General features: G+C 71.3%; 22 protein-coding genes and 1 tRNA gene. 8 read left to right on the top strand and 15 right to left on the bottom strand.

The features are described 5' to 3' along the window. Positions 1 to 67: 67 nt before the first annotated feature. Entirely contained in the window at positions 68 to 1135 is a 1068-nt protein-coding gene (locus PZC42_RS10980; RefSeq protein ID WP_277210971.1) for a protein kinase family protein, read from the bottom strand. Between the two features lie 410 nt (positions 1136 to 1545). After that, complete coding sequence (locus tag PZC42_RS10985; RefSeq protein ID WP_277210973.1) at positions 1546 to 1854, bottom strand: type II toxin-antitoxin system TacA family antitoxin; 309 nt, start codon at positions 1852 to 1854, stop codon at positions 1546 to 1548. Between the two features lie 304 nt (positions 1855 to 2158). Between PZC42_RS10985 and PZC42_RS10990 the strand changes: the two genes are divergently transcribed. The 4 genes from PZC42_RS10990 to PZC42_RS11005 all read left to right on the top strand — a co-directional run bounded on the left by PZC42_RS10990 (position 2159) and on the right by PZC42_RS11005 (position 4713). Further along, the gene (locus tag PZC42_RS10990; protein WP_277210975.1) at positions 2159 to 2596 is read left to right on the top strand and encodes a hypothetical protein; all 438 of its coding nucleotides are present in this window, start codon (positions 2159 to 2161) and stop codon (positions 2594 to 2596) included. Positions 2597 to 3311: 715 nt separating this feature from the next. Further along, positions 3312 to 3746 (top strand): VOC family protein, encoded by a 435-nt coding sequence (locus PZC42_RS10995; protein WP_277210977.1) that lies wholly within the window; start codon positions 3312 to 3314, stop codon positions 3744 to 3746. An 89-nt stretch (positions 3747 to 3835) separates the two neighbouring features. Further along, entirely contained in the window at positions 3836 to 4132 is a 297-nt protein-coding gene (locus PZC42_RS11000) for a hypothetical protein (protein WP_277210979.1), read from the top strand. A gap of 77 nt (positions 4133 to 4209) precedes the next feature. Beyond that, complete coding sequence (locus PZC42_RS11005; protein WP_277210981.1) at positions 4210 to 4713, top strand: hypothetical protein; 504 nt, start codon at positions 4210 to 4212, stop codon at positions 4711 to 4713. A 125-nt stretch (positions 4714 to 4838) separates the two neighbouring features. Here PZC42_RS11005 and PZC42_RS11010 read toward each other — a convergent pair whose 3' ends face one another. From PZC42_RS11010 to PZC42_RS11020, 3 genes are all read right to left on the bottom strand, one after another. Next, the gene (locus PZC42_RS11010) at positions 4839 to 5597 is read right to left on the bottom strand and encodes a CPBP family intramembrane glutamic endopeptidase (RefSeq protein ID WP_277210983.1); all 759 of its coding nucleotides are present in this window, start codon (positions 5595 to 5597) and stop codon (positions 4839 to 4841) included. Between the two features lie 296 nt (positions 5598 to 5893). Further along, on the bottom strand, positions 5894 to 6673 hold the full coding sequence (locus tag PZC42_RS11015) for an SDR family oxidoreductase (RefSeq protein ID WP_277210985.1): 780 nt from the start codon (positions 6671 to 6673) through the stop codon (positions 5894 to 5896). Between the two features lie 140 nt (positions 6674 to 6813). Beyond that, entirely contained in the window at positions 6814 to 7104 is a 291-nt protein-coding gene (locus PZC42_RS11020; protein WP_277210987.1) for a DUF1905 domain-containing protein, read from the bottom strand. Positions 7105 to 7264: 160 nt separating this feature from the next. Between PZC42_RS11020 and PZC42_RS11025 the strand changes: the two genes are divergently transcribed. After that, a tRNA-Met gene (locus PZC42_RS11025) sits at positions 7265 to 7341 on the top strand. A 94-nt stretch (positions 7342 to 7435) separates the two neighbouring features. Here PZC42_RS11025 and PZC42_RS11030 read toward each other — a convergent pair. From PZC42_RS11030 to PZC42_RS11055, 6 genes are all read right to left on the bottom strand, one after another. Next, the gene (locus PZC42_RS11030; RefSeq protein WP_277210989.1) at positions 7436 to 7621 is read right to left on the bottom strand and encodes a hypothetical protein; all 186 of its coding nucleotides are present in this window, start codon (positions 7619 to 7621) and stop codon (positions 7436 to 7438) included. 287 nt (positions 7622 to 7908) lie between these two features. Next, the gene (locus PZC42_RS11035) at positions 7909 to 8985 is read right to left on the bottom strand and encodes a DUF2332 domain-containing protein (protein ID WP_277210991.1); all 1077 of its coding nucleotides are present in this window, start codon (positions 8983 to 8985) and stop codon (positions 7909 to 7911) included. A 113-nt stretch (positions 8986 to 9098) separates the two neighbouring features. Beyond that, positions 9099 to 9989, bottom strand: a complete 891-nt coding sequence (locus tag PZC42_RS11040) for an SGNH/GDSL hydrolase family protein (RefSeq protein ID WP_277210993.1) — start codon at positions 9987 to 9989, stop codon at positions 9099 to 9101. Next, positions 9986 to 11227: a glycosyltransferase gene (locus tag PZC42_RS22545; protein ID WP_277210994.1), complete on the bottom strand. Its 1242-nt coding sequence runs from the start codon at positions 11225 to 11227 to the stop codon at positions 9986 to 9988. The genes PZC42_RS11040 and PZC42_RS22545 overlap by 4 nt, the downstream gene beginning before the upstream one ends. 4 nt (positions 11228 to 11231) lie before the next feature. Then, positions 11232 to 12356 (bottom strand): glycosyltransferase family 4 protein, encoded by a 1125-nt coding sequence (locus PZC42_RS22550; protein WP_277210996.1) that lies wholly within the window; start codon positions 12354 to 12356, stop codon positions 11232 to 11234. 96 nt (positions 12357 to 12452) lie between these two features. Next, positions 12453 to 13736 (bottom strand): glycosyltransferase 87 family protein, encoded by a 1284-nt coding sequence (locus PZC42_RS11055; protein ID WP_438802951.1) that lies wholly within the window; start codon positions 13734 to 13736, stop codon positions 12453 to 12455. A 232-nt stretch (positions 13737 to 13968) separates the two neighbouring features. On the opposite strand from PZC42_RS11055, the gene PZC42_RS11060 reads away from it, so the two are divergent. After that, the gene (locus tag PZC42_RS11060) at positions 13969 to 15216 is read left to right on the top strand and encodes an acyl-CoA dehydrogenase family protein (protein WP_277211000.1); all 1248 of its coding nucleotides are present in this window, start codon (positions 13969 to 13971) and stop codon (positions 15214 to 15216) included. A 357-nt stretch (positions 15217 to 15573) separates the two neighbouring features. On the opposite strand, the gene PZC42_RS11065 is transcribed toward PZC42_RS11060, so the two are convergent. Genes PZC42_RS11065 through PZC42_RS11080 form a run of 4 tightly spaced genes read right to left on the bottom strand, consistent with a single transcriptional unit; the run spans position 15574 to position 18439 of the window. Next, positions 15574 to 16266 (bottom strand): GOLPH3/VPS74 family protein, encoded by a 693-nt coding sequence (locus PZC42_RS11065; protein ID WP_277211002.1) that lies wholly within the window; start codon positions 16264 to 16266, stop codon positions 15574 to 15576. A 7-nt stretch (positions 16267 to 16273) separates the two neighbouring features. Then, positions 16274 to 17005, bottom strand: a complete 732-nt coding sequence (pnuC, locus tag PZC42_RS11070) for a nicotinamide riboside transporter PnuC (RefSeq protein WP_277211004.1) — start codon at positions 17003 to 17005, stop codon at positions 16274 to 16276. Between the two features lie 9 nt (positions 17006 to 17014). After that, positions 17015 to 17788: a TetR/AcrR family transcriptional regulator gene (locus PZC42_RS11075; RefSeq protein WP_277211006.1), complete on the bottom strand. Its 774-nt coding sequence runs from the start codon at positions 17786 to 17788 to the stop codon at positions 17015 to 17017. An 18-nt stretch (positions 17789 to 17806) separates the two neighbouring features. Beyond that, on the bottom strand, positions 17807 to 18439 hold the full coding sequence (locus PZC42_RS11080; RefSeq protein WP_277211008.1) for a hypothetical protein: 633 nt from the start codon (positions 18437 to 18439) through the stop codon (positions 17807 to 17809). 85 nt (positions 18440 to 18524) lie between these two features. On the opposite strand from PZC42_RS11080, the gene PZC42_RS11085 reads away from it, so the two are divergent. Together PZC42_RS11085 and PZC42_RS11090 are read left to right on the top strand one after the other, a co-directional pair. After that, positions 18525 to 20327: an ABC transporter ATP-binding protein gene (locus PZC42_RS11085; RefSeq protein ID WP_277211010.1), complete on the top strand. Its 1803-nt coding sequence runs from the start codon at positions 18525 to 18527 to the stop codon at positions 20325 to 20327. Next, a complete protein-coding gene (locus PZC42_RS11090; RefSeq protein WP_277211012.1) occupies positions 20324 to 21109 on the top strand; it encodes an energy-coupling factor transporter transmembrane component T in 786 nt (261 codons plus the stop codon). Before PZC42_RS11085 ends, PZC42_RS11090 begins: the two co-directional genes overlap by 4 nt. Positions 21110 to 21149: the final 40 nt, after the last annotated feature.

A 21149-nucleotide genomic window follows, 5' to 3' on the forward strand; every position in this document is an offset into this window, starting at 1 on the left:
CCCGGACCTGTTGCCATGGATTGGACTCGTCTGCATGCACCGTTCACGAGCAGATCGAAGGTGACTGCTAGTCGGTCGTGGGCGATAGAGCCCCGGAGACGCTCATGTTCTCCACGCAGGCTATAATTTCAAGTACCGTCGAGAATCGATCTTCGGGGTGGGGATCAGTGCATCTAGCGACAACTTCACCGACCTTGTCGGCTCTCGGCGTAAGTGATTCTCTACCTGAGAATATGAACGCAAGAACCCATCCTATTGAGTATATTTCGTTTGCTACCGAGTAATCCTTGAAGCTGTCCAGTGCAGGGTCAACTATAGTCCCGCGCACTTCGGTGCCGGATCGAGTGTATGTTGACGAGCCCTCTTTGACCAGCCCAAAGTCCGAGAGTTTGACGATCACGGCGCCGCTGTCGTAGACCTTAAGCATAATGTTCTGAAGGCTGATATCGCGATGAAGCACATTCTGCGAATGTAGATAGTTCAAGCCGTAGAGAAACTGAAGCGCTATGCGGCGCCTGGAAGAGAACTTCAGTTCTGAGTTCTTCCTTCGTATGTAGCTTCGAAGCGTATCGTCACAGTATTCGAGACGGTATTCGTCTCGCTCTTCGCCATACTTGTATACTTCGACGATGTACGGAAAGCTCAGTCGCTTCAGGACCTCAAACTCTTGGCGAAACCTGATGAGGTCACGCTGGTCGATACCGCGTTTGGCGCGCTTCAATGCAAACTTGGTATCATAGTCGGGATCGATATATGAGAATACGTTCGCATAGGATCCCTCGCCAACGAGTTTCAGATCCGGCTTCCATTCGCTCTTGGTCAGAGAGACGGACCCGTCCCGTTTGGCGAAGACGGGCTCGTATTTGACGATTTCAATAGACTCGAAATCGTCGGGCACCGTGCTTCCACCGCTTGGGGTAAGCCATGGTTCACATCTCTCGAGGGCTTGTTCATACCTGGGATCAAAATCGATGTCGTCGCCGGCGCGCTTGAGATCGTGCAAATCTTGGTTAATTTCTTCTATTAAGTTCAGAAGTTCCCGACTGTGGTCAGCCCAGTAGTGTTTTGTGGTACGCGCACGACCATTGATGGCTTCGAAGTGCTGATTGAGTGCCCTGTGGAGAACTGCAAACATGTGTCCATGGTCTCGGTCACCATATAGTCTCTCGAATGCGGGTGCTGCCGCTCTTTGCTCATACTTCTCCCGTAGATCTGCGAGTATGAGTTGGTTAGGTGCCTGCATTTAATGTGTCCCTCGGTCGGCGTTTAGATCGGTATCCACTGTTGGCGGATTATAGTTCGCATGAAGTGCTGGAGCAACATAGTGATCCGCTTCTAGGTCTGTTACCCAACCCGGATGGTGAGGACTTTCCCTACTGGCTCAAGGCGCGGCTCCGCCGCGCTGGCCGGCATGGCGGGCGGGGCCCCGCGCTTCGCTCGCTCCGCTCGCTGGGCGCACCCCACCCGACATCCCGTCCCGAGACGACGAAGGGCGGCCCCGGATCAGTTCCGGGGCCGCCCTCTGTGCGTGCTCGGGCTGAGCGCTCAGTGCGAGGTCAGCTCCTGCGTGCCGTGCTGCGGCGTGTCCCGTCGGACCGCAGCGATCAGTGCGGCGAGCTCCGGGACCACGCGAGGCTCGGCGTCGAGTGCGCTGTCGACCTGGTCGAGCTCGCGCGGGGTGAGCTGGAGGACCCGGTCGCGAAGCAGGACCTCGCGGGCGTGCTCCATCGCAGCCCCGAGCACGAACGCGGACACGTCCTGCTGCTGCGCCGCAGCGGCCTCGCGGATGGTCGCGAGGGCATCGGGCGACAGGCGCATGTTCAGACGCTCGGACCGCGCGTTGGCCGTAGGCATGATGACTCCTCGATCTGGCTGAGTACGTCCACTGTACGCACGTCGTGAGTACTGATCAGCTCGGAAGTAGGTGGCGCCGTCGTCGGGTGGCGCTGCTCTCTCGCGTGCCGGCCCCGTACCGACAGCCGAGCATCCGGCCGGCTCCGGCCCGCGTCAAGGGCGCCTGCGGCGTCGCTGCGCGATGGCCTTCGGCCACCCTTGACCCGGACCTCCGCCGACCTCCAGTGCTCCGCTATCGGCACAGCGCCTCGGTGTGTCCCAGCCGGTCGGCCTCGCGCAAGCGGTGCACGGTACTCTCGCCGGCATGTCGGAGCCCTCTCGGTCGGATGCAGTCGAGCCGCGCCCTCCGAGACGCCGGTGGTGGGTTCTTCGACTTCTGCTGGACTACCCGGCCGAGTTCGCTGCCTGGAACGAGCGCAAGGGCTTCGGGTGGTTCCTCGATCGGTTCAGTCACCTGAGCCACGGCAACCTCGTTCTCCTCGGTGCTTTCGTGCTGATGGTCGTTTGGCTGGTGCTCGGGTTCGTTCTCGGCCTCGCGGGGCTCGCTGTCGGCGCGGCGATCGGCGCGGTCTCGGGGTCGGGCCACGACCTGGAGTACCTCGGTCTCAAGACGGGGTTGTACGCTGCCGGCCTTCTGCCGCTCGGGGCGATCGCGTACCTGGTCTGGGGAGCAGTCGTCTGGTCGCTCGCAAGCAATCTGATCGTCTCCGATCGAGTCAGTCGAGGGCGACGCCGACGGTGATAGTCGACAGCTGCGACCAGCTCCTTGCGTGAGGTCACCAGATTCCCTCCGTTTTGCGGTGGAGGTTCGGCTGATCGCGTGCAACACCGTCCGACCAGCCCCGTCATGAAAGCCCAGGTCAGATGGGGTTTCATGGTCTCAGAGGCGGCCGTGTCCGAAGGCTCCAGCAAAGCCCACCGCTACCGCCACCCGAAGGGCTCCAACCGCAGGATCATGCGGATGTGGGGCCCTTCGTCGTTCCCTGGTCACCGGAGGCTTGCCGTAGTTCGCTGGGTGGCGAGAGGACTCTCCCCGCAGGTATCAAGCGCACGGCTCCGCTGCACTCGGTGTCGGCGAACTGCCGCGGTCAGGTCACGTCGGGTCGGAGCCGTCCCAGGACGCAGCATCCGCCTGTTTCAAGCGCTCGGCGTAGCCGGCGAGCAGCCCGAGGTTCTCCTCGTCACTCATGCCTCGGTGACGCGCACCGACCATCCGACACCGCCATCAGGCTCCTCGAGCTTGACGAAGGCCAGCACACCACTCGGAGTCGTGCGCTCTGGTAGTGGAAGCAGCTTCAGCCCGTCCAAGACAGTTCCCGCAGGAAGATACTCGTCCGGGGCCGGGCTGGGCTGAACCGTATCGGCAGCCACCTCGGCTGCGAGGTCATCGGTGGTCGCGTCCTTAGGTTTGCACCGATACGGGCCGCGGCGTCGGTTTGCCGCTACGATCTCTTCGCATGCCAGCGGTGAAGCGTTTCCAGGTGACTTTCGACTGCATCCAACCCGAGCGTGTCGCCCGGTTCTGGTGCGAAGCCCTGGGATATGTCATTCCCTCACCGTCGGGGGAGTTCGCCACCTGGGAGGACTATCGGCGCACCCTGCCGCCCGAGGAACAGGACTCCTGGTGCGCCTGCGTCGACCCCTCGGGCGCGGGCCCGCGGCTGTACTTCCAGCGTGTGCCCGAGAGCAAGGTCGTCAAGAACCGGGTCCACCTCGACAGTCGGGTCGGCACCGGGCTCAAGGGTGAGGAGCGGCTGGCTGTGCTGGAGGCCGAGCGCGCACGACTGGAAGCACAGGGCGCGACACATGCGTACACCCTGTACGCCGACGAGCAGAACGAGTCCTGCATCGTGATGCAGGACGTCGAGGGCAACGAGTTCTGCCTCACCTGACCTGCATTGCCTCACAGCCCGGCCCCGCAGCGACCACCGAGCATCTGGCCGCGGCGGTCGTCGCCGCGCAGGACCTGATCGAGGAGCACATGACGATCGCTGCAGACTCGGGGAACTTCCGGGCGAGCACCCGACAGGTGAACGCCTGGTTCATCGGGATCCTCTGCTTCATGCTGCTGCCGGCAGCGTTCGTCCCGGGCCTGCCGATCGTGGGCCCGATCGTTGCGCTCCTGACGCCTGTGCGGCGATCAGGATGGCGCATGGGCGTGCTGTGTGCCGTCGCCGCATTGTTCGTACTCCACCTCGTGGCGGCCCTGGTCGCCGTCTACGGGTACTGGCCCCAGTGGCTCATGCTCGACGACGAAGACCCGAGCCTGGTCGGCTGACGCCGGCCCCGCGCCGACGCGACGGGCCTCGTTCGCACGTTCCTGCTGACGCGGGATTCCTCGTCGTTGCCCATTGCGTGGGCCCTCCGTTTGCCCGCTACGCTTCCGCGCACGCCACGACCGGACACACTTGGACTCCACGACGACCCTCGAGAGCGCTGCTGCCGGCATTCAACGACGCGGAGTTCGAGTGGTGCGGCTCGTTCCCGCTCGCCCTCGTCTCGACGGAGGAGGACGACGATCTGGACGACGACGAGGAGCCGGAGCGCCCCAGCACCCCGGTGATGACGATGGTCGGGCGCTGGGACTTCCAGGTCACGGACGAGGACGCACTCATCGAGGCGGGACGAGTGGCCTATCTCGAAGCGTGGCCCGACCAGGAGCGGGAGGACGCCGAGCTCCGCGTCGAGTCGCTCGTCGCCGCGGCGTCCGAGGTAGCTCACCGCGGCGGACCCGAGGCGCTGGAGGCGGCGGACGGACTGACGCCCGTGCGAGCCGCGTTCGAGTTCGTCCTCCACGACGACGGCGGCGACGACGAGGAGTTCGACGACGACCCTTTCGGGATCGTTCGAGAAGCCTGACTGGGGGCGTGCCGTCGTCAGGCGATGAGCGACTGGCCTCCGTCGACGAACACCTCTGAGGATCTCCTGGCCCGAGGTGTTCCGGCACGACGAGCTTGGCCGCGCCGTGCGTGCCTGAGCGCTGTTCAGCGGATCGGCTGACTCCTCGCGTCCGCGTCCCGCCGTCGTTCCTTCACCAAAAGGACGACGGCCACGACGACGCCTGCGATCCCGAGAAACGGGGCGGTGAGTCCGGCGTAGGGGAGGCTCGACGAGAACGTCGAGAAGTCCCACAGGCCGTGAAGGAGCATGGCGGGGACCAGTGACCCCGTCGAGCGGAACGCCAGGTAGTACACGGATCCGAGTCCGAATTGGATGACGACCTGGAGGAACGCGAGCGATCCGATGCCGAAGAAGAAGTTGGGCAGGTGCAGCAGCGAGAACAGGGCTGTGGAGAGGAACCAGACACCCACCTCGCCAAACCGACTGCGCAGCGCGACGAAGAGCTGACCGCGCGCGACGACCTCCTCGTTGAACCCCACCAAGATGCTGCCGATCACGAGGAGGATCCACATCGTCATCGTCACCCTGGAGAACTCACCGAACACCAGGTTGAGGATCGCGACCACGGCCATGATCACCGGGACGACGGCGCCACTTCTCGGGAGCCGCTTCGTGTCGCGCAGAGACGGCCGCCACCACCCGAAGACCGAGAGGCCGACCAGGATCACGACGAGGCCACCGCTGAGAGGTGCCACGTACCACCCCAGCAGCGTCTCTTCGCTCTCCCCGACGCGGGCATAGTCGATGCCGTTGACTATCCAGATGGCGTAGAAGACTGCCAGGTAGGTCACGAAGACAGCGAGGCCCAGCCAGACCCGAGGACGGACGCGCAAGGCTGTCATGCCGGACGTTGTGTGCATGGCGGCAGTAGAAACCATGTTGTCCGAACACGGTCAAGCCTGCCGCCAGGTCCGTCTCGGAGGCACCCACCCGTCACGGCGGAGATGTTCGAGGAGCTGGGATGGCTCCAGGCGGTAGCGGAGATCAGCGCCACCGCTAGCGTTCCTCTGCGCGTTGATCTCCTCGAAACTCGCGCAGGTGCATCGTCTTACCGAGGTTCGTCACTTCCCGACGCCTCGTGAGCCCCCCCGCCGCGAGTCGTTGAACTTGCTCGACGGGTCAGCGTGCCGGTACGTCGTCATGCGATGAGCGACTGGCCTCCGTCGACGAACACCTCGGTGCCGGTCACGTGGCTCGCCGCGGCGGACACGAGGAAGGCGATGGCGTCCGCGACCTGCGCAGCCTCGCCCGGCTCCTGACCTGTCACGGGGATCTGCCCCTCCGGGTACTCGGCCTGGACACCGAGGTCCTCGGTGTTCCGCTGCTCGGTGTTGTCGTCGATCTCGGTGTCGATCGCCCCGGGGCACACGGAGTTGACCCGCACGCCGCGGGGTCCGAGCTCGACGGCGGCCATGCGCGCGAACGCTACCTGGCCCGCCTTGCTCGTCGCGTAGGCCGACGCGCCGGAGTTGCTGAACGTGCGGGTGCCGTTGATCGACGAGACCACGACGACGGCGCCGCCTTGCCGTACGAGCAGCGGCACCCCGTACCGCACGGTGTGGAACGTGCCGGTGAGGTTGGTGTCGATCGTGGTCGCCCACTCCTCGGGCTCCAGCTCCTCCAGCGGGGCCCAGACACCGTTGATGCCGGCGTTCGCGACGACCACGTCGAGCCGGCCGAGCTCCTGCTCGATCCGGTCGATCACGTCGCGCACCATGGCGGCGTCCTCGACGTTCGCCGCCACCGGCAGCGCCGTACCGCCGTGGCGCCGGATCTCCTCGGCGACGTCGTCGGCGCTCTCCTGGCGGTGCCCGAGCGGGACCACCGTGGCGCCCTCGCGTGCGAGCCGCACCGCCGTGGCGCGCCCGATGCCTGAACCTGCACCCGTGACCAGCGCGACCTTGCCGTTCATCGTCATCGTGTCCTCCTCGTGGGTCGACGCCGACGACGCTAGCCACGTCACCGGCACCGCGCGCGTCGGGGAGGTCGGTGTGCGGACCTGCCTGCGCTACCGCGTGGTTCCGCCTGGCGAGGCGGCGACCGGGTAGTCCGGACCGCTCAGCTCAGTCGGCGGGTCAGGTGCACCGCGACGGTGTCGCCGACGTCCTTGCCGAGCCGCTTGCGCAGCTTCGCGTTGAGGGACAGCATCAGCTCGCCGCGTCCGGTCGGCATGAGGCCGACGTTCTCGACGGGCACGTCGTCCACCGTGGCGTCGACCCGGACCGACCGGCCCGTCCCCAGCAGCTCGGTGGCGCCGGTGAGCTCGACGCAGGGCCAGATCTCTCCTTTGACGTCGACGCCGATCGGTGCGGTGAACGTGCGGTCGAGGTCGGTGCTCGGGTTCGGCATGGGAGTCCTCCGGGTTGTTTCGACACCTGTCGACCTCCAGACCGCAGGCCGTCACCGAACTCATCGGTCCGCGAACAGCGGGCGACTCCCGTCCACGACGTACTCCGTCGGACGGCTGGTCGCGACCCACCTCCCGGATGCCGTAGTGTTCATACTTCGCCGCGGGGTGGAGCAGTTCGGTAGCTCGCTGGGCTCATAACCCAGAGGTCGCAGGTTCAAATCCTGCCCCCGCTACCAAGGTGATGTCTCAGGACATCGGCGAGGCCCGAACCCACGAAACGTGGGTTCGGGCCTTTGTCATATTTGGGTGGTGGTGCTGCGTGGCTGATGCCTATCCGGTAGCGGCGATGGCCAACGTCGCCAGGAACGCGCACACGACGGTCCACTCCCAGCGGGCCAGACGCACGATCGTTCGGCGTGCTCGCCGGCCGTGCGGGTCCGGGTCAGGTTTCCTCGCGGGGCGCCGGCTTTCGAGCTCGGCGACGACACGGTCGACGCGCGACGTCCTGCCGAGCATCCTGGTGATGTTCGCCCGCTGCACCGCCCAGCACGACCATGCCCGGCCATCCTCGCGGATGAGTACCACCCTGGACGTGGCCTCGATCCGCCGGATGTCAGACTACGGAACCCACAGCTGCGTCATCAGGAAGTGGTGGCCACCGAGCCACGGCGCAGCGCGGGCGATGTCCGGTAGATGACGTCGCCGTCCGGGAGTGGTCTCCCACCCGACGCGCCAAAGTTCACGGTTCGCGGCTCCCTCCGCAGTGTGTCGGATTCTTGAGGGCGACCCAGATATCTCACGGGTCACGACCCTGCCAGCCACGCCAGCATCCGACCCCGCGACCAGCAGCGCCCCACCGCTTCGGAGCGCCGCCCCGACGGGTCGATCACTGTCAGTCCGACGATGCTGTGGCCGGAGGCGGGGCGATCACCGAGCGTCGGGACAGTCGGCGCGACGCCCACCCCCTCCGCGGACACCCACGCCACCGTCCGGTCGGCCGCCGCGTCGGTGAGGCGCTGCACGAAGCGCAGCCGCTTCTCTGGGGAGAGCCGCGACAGCGCCCACGTCGTCGTGACGACGGGCAGAGCCTTCGACGGCACGCTCGCGATCGCCTCCGGCAGCACGCCCACCAGGTCGTCACGCAGCAGCACCGGCGGGGCCGACGACGCCAGCTCGATCTCCGCGTCGAGCTGCTCGGCGCGCTTCATCTGGTCGGGCGGCAGGCACGCGCGCAACCAGCGGGCGTCGTCGTGGTCGGTGACATCGAGAGCGTCGGGATCGACGAGGACCCGGGTGACGACGTCGGGCATCGCCCGCGTCGGGACGGACCGGTCACCCACGATCGACGGCGAGAGCTGCACGGGCGACATCGGATCACCCCACGACTGCCCGTTGCTGTACGTGATGCCCACGCGGTCCACCTGGAGGTTGAACCCGGCCGGTCGGCCCACGTCGATCAGCCCCACCGACCGGGCACCGATCCGCCGTGCTGCCTCGCTGACGGCCGGAGACAGGACGGCGCCTCGTCCGGTCTCGTCGGTCAGGAGCCGCCGGCAGGCAGCGATCTCCCCGACCGCGTCGGGACGCTGCCGGAGCGTCTCGACCGCGGCCGCCGCCGCAGCGTCACCGTCCCCAGCGGCATGGGCCGCGGCGAGCGCCGGCGCCCGACCGGCCAGGGCGAGGTCGTGCAGCACCGCGAGGATCAACGCCGGGTGACGCTTGCGCGCCGGTGCTTCCTCGACAGCACGCAGGGCCTCGGGGGACTCGCTCAGCGCGACGGCGACCCGCGCGGACAGCGGCGAGGTCTCGGCGGCATCGACCTCGCCGAAGCGCCGGTACACCTCGCCGAGCGTGCGTGCCTTGCGCCGCGCAGGAAGCACTCGAGCCCTCGCATGAGGCCACCCCGCACGAGCGCGCAGGTGGCGTGCGGACAACAGTAGACGGCTTGACCGTAATCCTCTTTGCTGTTGTTCGGTGCGCGCCGGCCCCGCCGCTACGTCGCCCGGGCGAGCGAGTCGACGTCGGCCCCGTCCGGCCCGACCAGCCCGCGAGAGCCCAGCCTGCAGGACCCGAGGTCCGACAGCTCCAGGTCCACGTCGAGCGCCCCGAGCCCGCCGCCGCGCACGTCGTCGACGACGGCGCGCACCAGCCCGGGCAGGAAGTCCCGGCCGCGGCGCAGCGCCCACGGCACGCCTGCGAGCGTCAGCCACGCCGCCCGTTCCCACGCCGGCGGCGGGGGTGGCGGAGCCGGCAGGCGCGCGAGCTCCGGGACCGAGAGCCGCACGGCGCGGCCCGCGGTCACCGCCAGGTGCCGGTGGCCCAGCGGGGAGGGGTGCACGCGGTCGACGTACCAGGCGCCGAGCCCGAGGGGGCGCACGGCCTCGGCGATGTCGAACACCACGACGCCGGGCGTGGTCCCCGTCCCGCCCGCGTGCCGCGCGGCCACCGACCGGACTGCCGCGTTGACGGCGTCGATCCGCGCCCGCATGACGGACCGGACCCGGCCGCCGCACAGCTCGAACAGCCCGATGGGCGGCAGGGTCGCGAGGACGACGGCGGTGCCCCGCCCGCGCAGCGCGCCGACGCAGGTGGTGAGCCGGCGGGCCACGTCGGCGGGGGAGAAGTCGCTGCGCAGCGCGTCGTTGCCACCGATCACGAGCGTGGCGAGGTCGGCCTGCGCGGCCAGCGCCCGGTCGAGCTGCTCGTCGATGACGGTCTGCGTGCGAGCGCCGTTGCTGGCCAGGTTCTCGAACCGCGCGGTCTCCGCGAGCAGGGCCAGGTGCGCCGCCCAGCCGGGGCCGTGCGCGGCGTCGGGCCCGACGGCGTCACCGACCCCCGCTGTGATGGAGTCGCCGAGCGCGACGACGGCCGGACCGCCGCTCACCGCGCACCGGCCAGGACCGGCTGGGCGCCGTGCAGCGCCAGCATCGCCTCGCCCGTGGCCGACCACGGGAACAGCTCGGCCCGCGCCCGCACTGCTGCCCGCCGTGCCGCGACCGGTCGGGCGAGCACCTCGCGCACCGCGACGGCCAGCGCCGCGGGGTCCGGGTCCGCGCTCGCCCCGGCCGCCCCCACCACCTCGGGCAGCGCGCTGGTCGCCGAGCACACCACTGGCGTCCCCGACGCCAGCGCCTCGAGGGCCGCGAGCCCGAACGTCTCGATCGGCCCGGGGGCGACGACGACGTCGGCGCTCGCCAGCAGCGCCGCCACCTGGTCGCGGTCCGGCACGAACCCGAGGAACCGGTGGTCGATGCCGAGCTGCTCGGCGCGCGCCCGCAGCGCCGTGAACCGCGGCCCGCTGCCCGCCACGACCAGCCGCACCGGCACGCCGTCGGCGACGAGCCGTCCCACCGCCTCGACGGCCAGGTCGACCCGCTTCTCGCGGGAGAGCCGGCTCATCACCAGCACGATCGCCTCACCGCGCGGAGCGATCCGCCGCCGCAGCTCTGGGTCGAGCCGGTCGGGCGTGAACCGGTCGAGGTCGACGCCGAGCGGCACCTGGTGCAGCGGGGGCAGCGCGCCGGAGCGTGCCCGCCCGGGCCGCGTGCCGCCGTCGGGCATCCCGCGAGGCAGCGCGCCGCCGGGCCGCGGGGCCAGGCGCTCCACCTCGCCGGCGGCGTACGCCGTGGTGGCCACGAGCCGGTCGAACCGTCCGAGCGTCGCGAGGTTCCAGCGGTCGGCCACCACCGGGGCGAGCCGTCGCCCCACGGCGCCGGGGCTCGCGCCGCTACCCGCCCCCGGCCAGAAGGCCGAGAGCACGCCGTCGAGGCGTTCGTGCAGCATCAGCAGCGACGGCACCTCGGCCTCGCGCGCCCACAGGCCGACGCCGGTGAGGGTGGCGCGGTCGGAGACCTCGAGCCGGTCCGGGGCCAGCGCGTCCAGCACGGAGCGCACCGCGTCGGGCCGCACCACCGCCCGGTAGCCCGCCACCCCGGGGACACGGGGTGCCGCGACCTGCACCACCCGCACCTCGCCCTCCCACCGATCGGCCGCCGTCGGGCCCGGGACGACGAGCACCGGCTCGTGGCCGCGGGCCAGGTACTCGCGGGCCAGCGCGTGCATCGCGGTGCGGATCCCGCCCGACCGCGGCGCGTAGGCGTTGGCGACGTGGACGATCCGCACGGGTTCACACCTCCGCTGCGACGGTGACCGCGGCCTCGTAGTGCTCCATCAGCTCGTGACAGACCTTGGCCCACGTGCGGCCGAGCGCTCTCTCCCGCGCGGCGGCCCCGAAGGCGCGGCGCTTGCGGTCGTCGCCGAGCAGGTCGTCGACGTGCGAGCGCATCGCCGCGTGGTCGCCCGGCGGGTACAGCCAGCCGGTGTGCGAGTGCGCGACCACGTCGAGGGGCCCGCCCGCGGCGGGCGCGACGACGGGCACCCCGGAGGCGTTCGCCTCCTGCAGCGTCTGGCCGAACGTCTCCAGCTCGCCGGGGTGGACGAACACGTCGAGGCTCGCCATCGCGCGCGCCAGCTCCTCGCCGCGCAGCAGCCCGGTGAAGTGCGCGTCCGGCATCAGGTGCTCCAGCAGGGCGCGCTCGGGGCCTGCGCCGACGATCACGAGCCGGACGTCGTCGCGCCCGGACAGCACCTGCAGCGCCTCGACCTGCTTCTCCGCGGCGAGCCGCCCCACGTACCCGACGAGCAGCGGCCGGCCCGCGCCCACCGCGCGGCGCCAGGCGTCGTCGCGGGCCCCGGGCCGGAACTGCACGGTGTCCACCCCGCGGCCCCACCGGTGCAGGCGCGGCACCCCGCGGGCGCGCAGGTGGTCGATGGTGGGGGTGGACGGCGCGAGCGTGACGGTGGCGCGCTCGTGCAGGTTGCGCACCCGCCGCCACAGCAGCGGCTCCAGGTGGCGCATGCCGTACCGCGCGGCGTAGCTCGGGACCTCGGTCTGGTAGACCGCGACGGTGGGGATCCCGAGGGCCTCGGCGGCCTGCATGCCGCGCCAGCCGAGGGTGAACGGCGAGGCGAGGTGCACGACGTCGGGCCCGAACGCCGCGAGCGTGCGCTCGATGCGGGCACGCTGCCCGACGACGAGCCGCACGTCGGCATAGCCCGGCAGCCCCACCGAGGGGACCTCGACGACGGGTGCGCCGTGCACGAACGGCGGGACGTCACCGTCGTCGGAGTCGGGGGCGAGGACCAGGGCCTCGTGCCCGCACCGCTGGAGGTGTTCGAGGACCCGCAGCACGGAGTTCGTGACCCCGTTGACCTGCGGGAGGAAGGACTCTGCGACGATCGCTACCCTCACGACTCGAACTGTCGCGGCCCCGGGTGACGGGCGGGGGTGCGCCGGGCGACGTGTCGGGGTCGGGGGGCCGAACGCCGGGCGAACGTTGGGGCGGAACTACGCGATGCGGGCGGCACCCAGGCGCGCGACCCGCCACACCGCACCCGCCATGAGCACCACGAGGGCGAGGTTGCGCAGCGCCTCGACGACGATCATCCAGGTGGCGCCCTCCAGGAAGGGGCCGTAGGCCACGGGGTAGACGAGGTAGGTGCCGTACGCGACGAGCACGATGCCCAGCGCGGGCGGCCACCAGGCCCGCAGTGCCCGCCCGGCCGGGAGGGTCGCCAGGGCGACCGCGACGGGCGGCCCGATCCACGCGACGAACTGCGGCGAGCCCACCTTGTTGAACACGATGAGGGCCACGAGCTGGGCGGCGGCCGAGAGCAGCAGGATCTCGTACGCGCGCTCCGGGTGTCGGCGGGCGGCCCACAGCGTGAGCACCGCCAGGGCGACCACCACCAGCGGCAGCAGCCAGTCGAGCGCGTCGGCGACGGTCCGGGCGGCGTCACCCTGGAACTCGTAGGTGAAGATCTCGTTGTTGTAGTCGATGGCGACGCCCGGGTCCCACCACCGGGCCACGGAGAACCAGCTCCCGGCCACGGACTCGGCCTGCAACGTGCGGGCGCCCTGCTCGCCGAACACGCTCAGTGCCCGGGTCCCGGCACCACCGGCCAGCGCCAGCCCGACGACGACGGCGGAGACGATCGCCCCGGGGACGACGACGGCACGCGACAGGTCACGCCAGCTGCGGCGGGTGGCGGCGATCGCGACGACGACGGCGCCCGGTGCGATCTTGATCCAGGCGCCGGCGGTGGCGACGGCGGTGGCGATGCGTGGGTGCCGTCGGGCCAGGACCAGGGCGGCGAGGATCATCGGCGCGACGACGCCGTCGAGCCGGCCGAGGAAGATCGGGCCGAGCCCCAGCAGGAAGAGCAGCCACCACCAGGCACCGAGGGTCCCGCGGGGCGTGGAGCGCACGAGCAGGACGACGGCGGCGGCGTTGAGCGCCACGATCATGGCCGTCCAGAGGATCTCGTACCCGAGCAGGTCGTCGGTGACGAGGGACGGCGCGACCACGGGGGCCAGCGCACCGGCGGGGTAGACCCAGGCGTAGTCCAGGACGGGCCACTGCCCGGTGTCGATCCCGTGGCGCGCCCACCACTCGTACAGGGTGACGTCGCCGTAGATCGTGTACTGCCAGTTGATCGCCTCGTGCACCAGCCGGGCGTGCACGACGACGAAGGCGAGCGCCAGCAGCCAGGGGGACTGCAGGAGGCTGCCGCCGCGGTCGCGGGTCGTGGCGGGGTGGCGGCGGTCCGCATCGTCGGGCACGGGGCACATCGTGCCAGAAGCCCGGCACCGTCGGATCCAGATCTGCGCGGCACTCCGTGTTCTACGCGGCAGTCCGGACTGCCGCGTAGAACGCGGAGTGCCGACGAGTCACGTCGTTACCGGCTGATACCGCGTATCGCTTGACTGAGACTCAGTCGCGACGCATGATGGGGGGAGACCGACGCCGTCGTCAACCAGCCTCTGCGGCGGCGCGGTCGCCCCCGTGGAAAGTGAGACCCGCATGAGCCGCCCAGCCCAGCCCGGCGTCACCGCACCCGACTACGACGTCTCCCAGCCGCTCGACGTCGACTACGCGGCCGCGTTCGCCGACATCACGCCGGCGGAGCGCGAGCGTCAGCTCGCCGTGCGGAAGTTCGTCCAGGACGAGGTGCTGCCGGTCATCGACGGCTACTGGGAGCGGGCCGAGGTCCCCTTCGACCTCGTCAAGAAGCTCGCCGAGCGCGACTTCCTGCGCGACGGCGTCGACGTCCCCGGCCGCCCGGAGGTCACCCTCATGGGCGCGGGCCTGGCCAGCATGGAGATGTCCCGCGGCGACGGCTCCGTCGCCACGATCTGCGGCGTCCAGGGTGGCCTCGCCCTGCGCTCCATCGTCATGCACGGCTCGCCCGAGCAGGTCGAGCGGTACGCCGAGCCCATGGCGCGCGGAGAGATCCTCGGCGCGTTCGCCCTCACCGAGCCCACCCACGGCTCGGACTCCGTGTCGCTGGAGACGACGGCGCGGCGCACCGTGCGCGACGGCGTCGAGGGCTACGTGATCGACGGCGAGAAGAAGTGGATCGGGTTCGGCTCCTGCGGCGACATCACCGTGGTCTGGGCCCGGCTCGACGACCCGGACGCGGGCGAGCGCCACGGCCAGGTGCACGGCTTCATCGTGCCCCAGGACGCCCCCGGGTACACCGGCACCACGATCGAGGGCAAGATGGCGCTGCGCGCGATCTGGCAGGCCCACATCGAGCTGGACGGTGTGTTCGTCCCGGCCGACGCGGCCCTGCCCGGCGCCACGTCGTTCAAGGCGACCGCCGCCGTGCTCTTCGCGACCCGCCTCGCGGTGGCGTGGTCCGCCGTCGGGCACGCGGTGGCCTGCTACGAGGCCGCCGTGCAGTACGCGACGCAGCGCGTCCAGTTCGGCAAGCCGATCGCCGCCAAGCAGATGGTCCAGGAGCGCCTCACCCGGATGCTCTCCACCGTGACGCAGCTGCAGCTCCTGGTCGGCCGGCTCACCGAGCTCGCCGACGCCGGCAAGCTCACCGGTGAGCAGGCGTCCCTGGCCAAGTACACGTGCACCCGCGGGGCGCGCGAGGTCGCCTCCGTCGCCCGCGACATGCTCGGCGGCAACGGCATCCTGCTCGCGAACCGGGTCGCCCGGCACTTCGCCGACATCGAGGCCCTGCACACCTACGAGGGCACCGAGTCGATGAACGCGCTCATCGTGGGCCGCGACATCACCGGCTTCTCCTCCTTCGCCTGACCACCAGCTCCCGGCGTGGGTCGACGCCGGTCGTGTGCATCACCGCCGCCGTCCACCAGCCGGCGTGGCGGTGCACCTGCGGCGAGCGCCGCCCCGAGAGAACCGGGGCGGCGCTCCGTCGTCAGGGGGTCTGCCGGAACGCGCGCTCGCGCACGTGCTCGTGGAGGCGGTCGACGGTCGAGTACGCGGACGAGGCGGCCACGAGGTGCGGCACCTGAGCGCGCACCACGGCACGGGCCACTCGCCGCGTGCAGGGCGCGCGGCACGGCGGTCCCGACGTTTCCGGACAGTCCGACGACGACTCGCATGCCTCACGGTGGCATCACCGGCTCGTGCCCGCACGGCGCTCCGCGTCGGTCAGCCCGAGGCCGCTGCGGCGCTCATCGCCGGGATCATCACGGCGACCATCACCGCGGCGTTGACGTCGTCGACCGCCTTCTTCACGGCGTCGTTCGCCCACGACTGCTGCGTGATCTCCTTCGCCCGCCGCTTGGCGGCCTTCGCGTGCCCGGGCGGGACGAGCTTCTTGACCAGGCCCGTGCCGTGGACCACGGACAGCAGCGCGGCGGTCTCGGGGCGAGGGTCCTGCGTCCCGAGCAGCACCGCCTCGCACTCGGCGCGCAGGCGGAGCTCGTGGGAGGAGTCGGCGGCCGGCCACGCGGTGGTGGGGACGATGCCCATGATCCGGCGGTCCTCGCGCTGCAGGATGCCGCGCTCGACCAGTCCGGTCAGGAGCGGTTCCCGGATCCGCTTGGACAACGGCCCGATGAGGTCCTTGGGCTTGCGTGCCCGGCGGCCGACGACGTCGATCGCCCGGTCGAGCGCAGGATGGCCCGTCGGCGAGGCGTCCCGCACGACGACGGTGCCCCGGCGCCGCGCGGACCCGTCGGGTGCGACGGCGCCCGCCTCGGCGACGTCCACCCGGCCGGTCAGCGCGAGCTCGACGAGCAGGGCGCCCGCGAGCCGGTAGTCCAGGTTGTCGACGTGCCGGTCCGGCCTGCCCGTGGCGTCGTCGAAGGCGAGAAGCAGGAGGTCCTCGGCGATGATCATGCGTCGATCATGCGTCAGCCGGCGGCGCCTCCACATCCCCCGCGAGGCGGAGCTGCCGGTCCGACTCCTCCCGGCGGTGGACCCGCCACCAGACGACGAACCCGACCAGGGTGAATGCGCCGTAGAACATGTACATGAACGACGTCGCGTAGTAGCCGGCGCCCCACAGCAGCGGCACCCCGACGATGTCGACGGCCACCCAGATCAGCCAGAACTCCACCCAGCCGCGGGCCATGCCGTACGTGGCCAGGAGCGAGCCCATGAAGATCCAGGCGTCCGCCCACACCGGTTCGTAGGAGCCGAGCGCCCGGAACAGCGGCGTGAGCAGGAGCGTCCCGCCGACGAGGGCGGCGACCAGCAGGAGGCGCTCCCACCACCGTGCCCAGTGCGGGTGCACGCCCCGCGCGCCCGAGGAGGGCACCTTGCCGTCCGCACGGACCTCCAGGTCCTGGCGGCGCGTCTCGCGCCACCGCACCCACCCGTACACCGACACGGCGATGAACATGACCTGCCGGCCCGCCTGGCCCAGCATGTCCACACGCCCGGCGTCGCCGAACAGCGACCCCAGGAACACGGTGAACAGCAGCAGGTTCCCGACGATCCCGACCGGCCACGCCCACACCTTGCGGCGCATGCCACCCAGCGCCGAGGCCAGCCCGAAGCCGTTGCCGATCACCTCGCGCCACAGCACCTGCTCGTCGCCGACGCTGAACGTGGCGTCGAACAACCACTCGATCATCGAGGGGCCTCAGGCCAGGACGTCGCGCACGGCCCGCGCGATGTCGTCCGCGTCGGCGTCCTGGTCGAGCACCGCCACCACGACGCGGCGGTTCGTGGTGGGGCTGCCGTCCGTCGGGTCCGCGGCCGACGGCTCGGCCGGGGTGCCGCCGTCGGCCCCGGGTGCCCAGGCCGCGCGACGCAGCTCGGCGAAGGCCTCCTCCAGGTCGGGCCGCAGGTCCAGGTAGGGGTTGCGCAGCCAGCGGCGCAGCACCGCGTTGTGCACGGCCACCACGGACGCGGCGAACGCGATCGACATGGTGGTGGTGGAACGGTCCGGCGGCAGGGTGTCGCGCAGGTAGGCGGTGAACGCACGCTCGTAGCGGTGCGTCGTGACGAGCTCGCGGTCGCGCAGTGCCGTCACCTGCTGCAGCAGCCGGTGGCGGGCGAGCGACGTCTCGCGCTGGCCCACGTGGTGGTCGAACACGTGGCGGGCCGCGCGGCACACCTCCAGGTAGGGGTCGACGGCGGGGTTCCAGGCGGTCTCTCGGTGGCTGGCCTCGACGCTGTCCCGCGCCTCGGGGCGGGTGGCGGCGAGCATGACGACCACCTCCTCCAGCAGGAGCTCGTGATCGGCGAAGACCACGTCCTCCTTGGAGCGGAAGCGGCGGAAGAACGTGGCGCGGCTGACCTGCGCGGCGTCGGCGATCTCCTCGACCGTCGTCTGCTCGTACCCCTGGCGGGAGAACAGGTCGATGGCGGCGTCGACGGCCTGGGCGTGGGTGTGCGTCCGGACGGCAGTCATGTGCAGGAGGCTACTCCGTCACTCGTCGACCAGGTCGGCGGGGACGGTGATCTCCACGTCCTCGCCGTAGCCGGTCAGCTCGCCGACCATGACGCCGTCGGCGACCTCGCTCTCGTACCGACGCATCTGGTCCTCGTCGTCGACCCACCAGGTCTCCACGATGTCCCCCCCGTCGAACGTGAGGCGGTACGGGGTGGTGCGCACGCCGTCGATCTCCTCCTCGTCGAGGACCTCCACCGTGACCGGGTCTCCCCGGTGGCCGGCGGCCTGCGCCCAGTCCCACGCCTCCAGGAGCGGTGCGGGGTCGCCCTCCACCCTGAACCTGCCCTCCGAGGTGCGCGAGTACAGCGTGCCGTCGACGTACCGGTAGTCCTCGGTCACGTTGCCGTGGGCGTCGGTGGAGCGCAGCCGCAGCGCGGCGACCTCGCCGTCGTCGTACTCGAGGGCGCCGGTGGACCGGACCGCGTCGTCGGCGCGCACCGGGGCGTCCCACGTGAAGCTGAAGGTGGGCGCCTCGCGGTAACCGGCCGCGACCCGGTCGACGATGTCGTCCGGTCCCATCGGACCTGGGGCGCACCCGGTCAGCGCGAGGGCGGCGGAGACCAGCAGCGCGAGCCGGGCAGGACGGAGGAGGGCAGGTGTCGGTCGCATCGCCTCGATGCTAGCGGGGGAGCGGGAGGACGTCCGGCCGCCTGACGGGCTCGCAAGAAAGGTGAGGTTTGCCTATCCTGACCTGGTGACCCTCCCTCTGCTCGACGTGCAGGACCTGCGCGTGCGGCACCACCTCCCGCTCGACGACGGCGGTCACCGCCTCGCCGCGCCCGCGCCCGACGGCGTGGACCTCGCCGTCGAGCCCGGCGAGGTCGTGCTCCTGCTCGGCCCGTCGGGCTGCGGGAAGTCCACCCTGGCGCTCGCGACCAACGGGCTCGTCCCGCACGTCGTCGCCGCCGACCTCCGCGGCACCGTCCGTGCGGCCGGCCAGGACGTCGCCGCCACGCGCCCGCCGCTGCTCGCCGCCGACGTGGCCATGGTCTTCCAGGACCCGGACGCCCAGGTCGTCACCGGCTCGGTGCTGGACGAGGTCTGCTTCGCGCCCGAGAACCTCTGCCTGCCGGCCGGGGAGGTGCTCGCCCGTGCCGAGGCCGCGCTGCGGCAGGTGGGCCTGTGGGAACGCCGCGGCGACGACCCGGACGACCTGTCCGGCGGTGGCCGGCAACGGCTCGCCCTCGCCTGCGCGCTCGCCACGGGCGCCCGCCTGCTCGTGCTCGACGAGCCCACGGCCAACCTCGACCCCGACGGCGTCGAGCAGGTCTACGCCGTCCTGCGGACCGTCGCCGCGGCGGGCGACCGGGGCGTGCTGCTCGTGGAGCACGACCTCGACGCCGCCGTCGACGTCGCCGACCGCGTCGTGGTGCTCGACGCCGCCGGGCGCGTCGCTACGGCGGGTTCCGTGCGCGAGGTCCTCGCCGGCCGGGCCGACCTGCTCGCCGAGCTCGGTGTCTGGCTGCCCACCGCGACGATCGCCGCCCTGCGGCTGCGCGGCGCGGGCGTCGCGATCGACCCGCTGCCGCTCACCGCCGCCGAGCTCACCGCGGCGCTCGACGCCCAGCCGGCCCTCCCGGAACCTGCCGTGGTGCGGGCGGCGCACGTGCCGCCGTCGGGCGCGTCGGAGGTCATGGCGAGCACCGCTGCGCCCGTGACGGCGCCCGTCGTCAGCGTCACCGGGCTCACCTTCCGCCGCGGCGCGTCCACCGTGCTCGACGACGTGAGCCTGGACGTCGCGCGCGGCGACCTGCTCGCCCTTGTCGGCTCCAACGGCGCCGGCAAGACGACGCTCGCCCAGCTCGTGGCGGGCGTGCTGCGGCCCCGCCGCCGCGCCGTCTCCGGAGCGGTGCGCGTCGCCGGGCTCGACCCCTGGCGCGCCGACCCTGCCGACCTCACCGCCGCCGTCGGCTTCGTCTTCCAGAACCCCGAGCACCAGTTCGTCACCGGCCGGGTCGACGACGAGCTCGCCCACGGCCTGCGCCTGCGGGGCGTGCCCGACGGCGAGATCGCGGCCCGGGTGGAGGACGTCCTGGAGCGTTTCGGCCTCGCCGACCTGCGCGACCGGCACCCGTTCTGGCTGTCCGGCGGGCAGAAGCGCCGCCTGTCCGTCGGCACGGCGATCGTGTGCCGGCCCAAGGTGCTCGTGCTCGACGAGCCCACCTACGGCCAGGACCGCGAGCGCGCCGTCGAGCTGCTCGACCTGCTCACCGCCCTGCACGAGGACGGCACCACCGTCGTGGTGGTCAGCCACGACATGCAGCTGGTCGCCGAGCACGCCACCCGCGTCGTGGCGCTCGCCGGCGGCAGGGTGCTCGCGGACGGGCGCCCCGACGCCGTGCTCGGTGACGAGGCGGTGCTGAGGGCCGCCGGGCTGCGCACACCGCCCCTGGCCCGGGCGACGCGCGCCCTGACCAGCCACCCGGACTGGCGTTCCGTGACCCGGCTCGCCGACCTGCCCGTCGCGGCGCCGCACGGGGCGGCGGTCGGCGCATGAGCACGCCCGGCGCCGCCGGGGTCACCGACCTGCGCACCTACAACCCGCTGGTCAAGGTGCTCGGACCGATTCCCGTCATGGTCTACGTCGTGCTCACCCGGGATGTCCTGACGCCTGCGGTCGTGGCACTCGTCGTGTTCGCGGCGATCGCGCTCCTGGGACGCGTCCGCCCGCGGGTGCTCGCCGCCATCGCCCTCGGCGCCCCGGTGCTCTGCCTGGTCATGACCTTCTCGTTCGGGATGCTCACCGACCCGGCGCTCGTCGACGACACGACGCTCCTGGCCGCTGTCGGCCCCGTCGAGCTGTGGTCCGGCGCGCTGGAGACCGGGCTCGCCACCGCCCTGCGCACGGTCGCGCTGATGCTGATCGTGCTGCTCGGCGGGCTGACAACCACCGGTGCGGACCTGGTGCGGGCCATGACCCAGCAGCTGCGCGTGCCGTACCGCATCGGGTACGCGGCGCTCGCGGCGCTGCGGTTCGTGCCCCGGTTCGGTCACGAGCTCGAGGTCATCCGGGGTGCCCACCGGGTGCGTGGCGTCGCGCCGGGCCGGGGGCCGGCCGTGGCCGTGCGGCGCCAGGCCGGGTACGTGGTGCCGCTGCTCGCCGGCGGGATCCGGCACGCCGAACGCGTGTCCCTGGCGATGGACGCCCGCGGGTTCGGCGCCTACCCGCAGCGCACCGACCGGTTGCGGATCCCGTTCCGCGTGCGTGACGTCGTCCTGCTCGTCTCCTTCTGGGCCGGCGGCGCCGCGTGCGTCGCCGTGGCCGCGACCCTCGCCTGACGTCCGCGCCCCACAACTGACCCGACCGTTCCCCGATCCT

The sequence above is a fragment of the Isoptericola croceus genome (assembly GCF_029382255.1).
In the GTDB taxonomy this organism is placed as follows: Bacteria; Actinomycetota; Actinomycetes; order Actinomycetales; family Cellulomonadaceae; genus Isoptericola; species Isoptericola croceus.

What these genes read in the sequence shown, in the direction of transcription:
- PZC42_RS10980 (WP_277210971.1), bottom strand. Translation starts at nt 1,135, where the DNA reads ATGTTTGCAGTTCTCCACAGGGCACTCAATCAGCACTTCGAAGCCATC.
- PZC42_RS10985 (WP_277210973.1), bottom strand. Translation starts at nt 1,854, where the DNA reads ATGCCTACGGCCAACGCGCGGTCCGAGCGTCTGAACATGCGCCTGTCG.
- PZC42_RS10990 (WP_277210975.1), top strand. Translation starts at nt 2,159, where the DNA reads ATGTCGGAGCCCTCTCGGTCGGATGCAGTCGAGCCGCGCCCTCCGAGA.
- PZC42_RS10995 (WP_277210977.1), top strand. Translation starts at nt 3,312, where the DNA reads ATGCCAGCGGTGAAGCGTTTCCAGGTGACTTTCGACTGCATCCAACCC.
- PZC42_RS11000 (WP_277210979.1), top strand. Translation starts at nt 3,836, where the DNA reads ATGACGATCGCTGCAGACTCGGGGAACTTCCGGGCGAGCACCCGACAG.
- PZC42_RS11010 (WP_277210983.1), bottom strand. Translation starts at nt 5,597, where the DNA reads ATGACAGCCTTGCGCGTCCGTCCTCGGGTCTGGCTGGGCCTCGCTGTC.
- PZC42_RS11015 (WP_277210985.1), bottom strand. Translation starts at nt 6,673, where the DNA reads ATGACGATGAACGGCAAGGTCGCGCTGGTCACGGGTGCAGGTTCAGGC.
- PZC42_RS11020 (WP_277210987.1), bottom strand. Translation starts at nt 7,104, where the DNA reads ATGCCGAACCCGAGCACCGACCTCGACCGCACGTTCACCGCACCGATC.
- PZC42_RS11030 (WP_277210989.1), bottom strand. Translation starts at nt 7,621, where the DNA reads ATGCTCGGCAGGACGTCGCGCGTCGACCGTGTCGTCGCCGAGCTCGAA.
- PZC42_RS11055 (WP_438802951.1), bottom strand. Translation starts at nt 13,736, where the DNA reads ATGTGCCCCGTGCCCGACGATGCGGACCGCCGCCACCCCGCCACGACC.
- PZC42_RS11060 (WP_277211000.1), top strand. Translation starts at nt 13,969, where the DNA reads ATGAGCCGCCCAGCCCAGCCCGGCGTCACCGCACCCGACTACGACGTC.
- PZC42_RS11065 (WP_277211002.1), bottom strand. Translation starts at nt 16,266, where the DNA reads ATGATCATCGCCGAGGACCTCCTGCTTCTCGCCTTCGACGACGCCACG.
- pnuC (WP_277211004.1), bottom strand. Translation starts at nt 17,005, where the DNA reads ATGATCGAGTGGTTGTTCGACGCCACGTTCAGCGTCGGCGACGAGCAG.
- PZC42_RS11075 (WP_277211006.1), bottom strand. Translation starts at nt 17,788, where the DNA reads ATGACTGCCGTCCGGACGCACACCCACGCCCAGGCCGTCGACGCCGCC.
- PZC42_RS11080 (WP_277211008.1), bottom strand. Translation starts at nt 18,439, where the DNA reads ATGCGACCGACACCTGCCCTCCTCCGTCCTGCCCGGCTCGCGCTGCTG.
- PZC42_RS11090 (WP_277211012.1), top strand. Translation starts at nt 20,324, where the DNA reads ATGAGCACGCCCGGCGCCGCCGGGGTCACCGACCTGCGCACCTACAAC.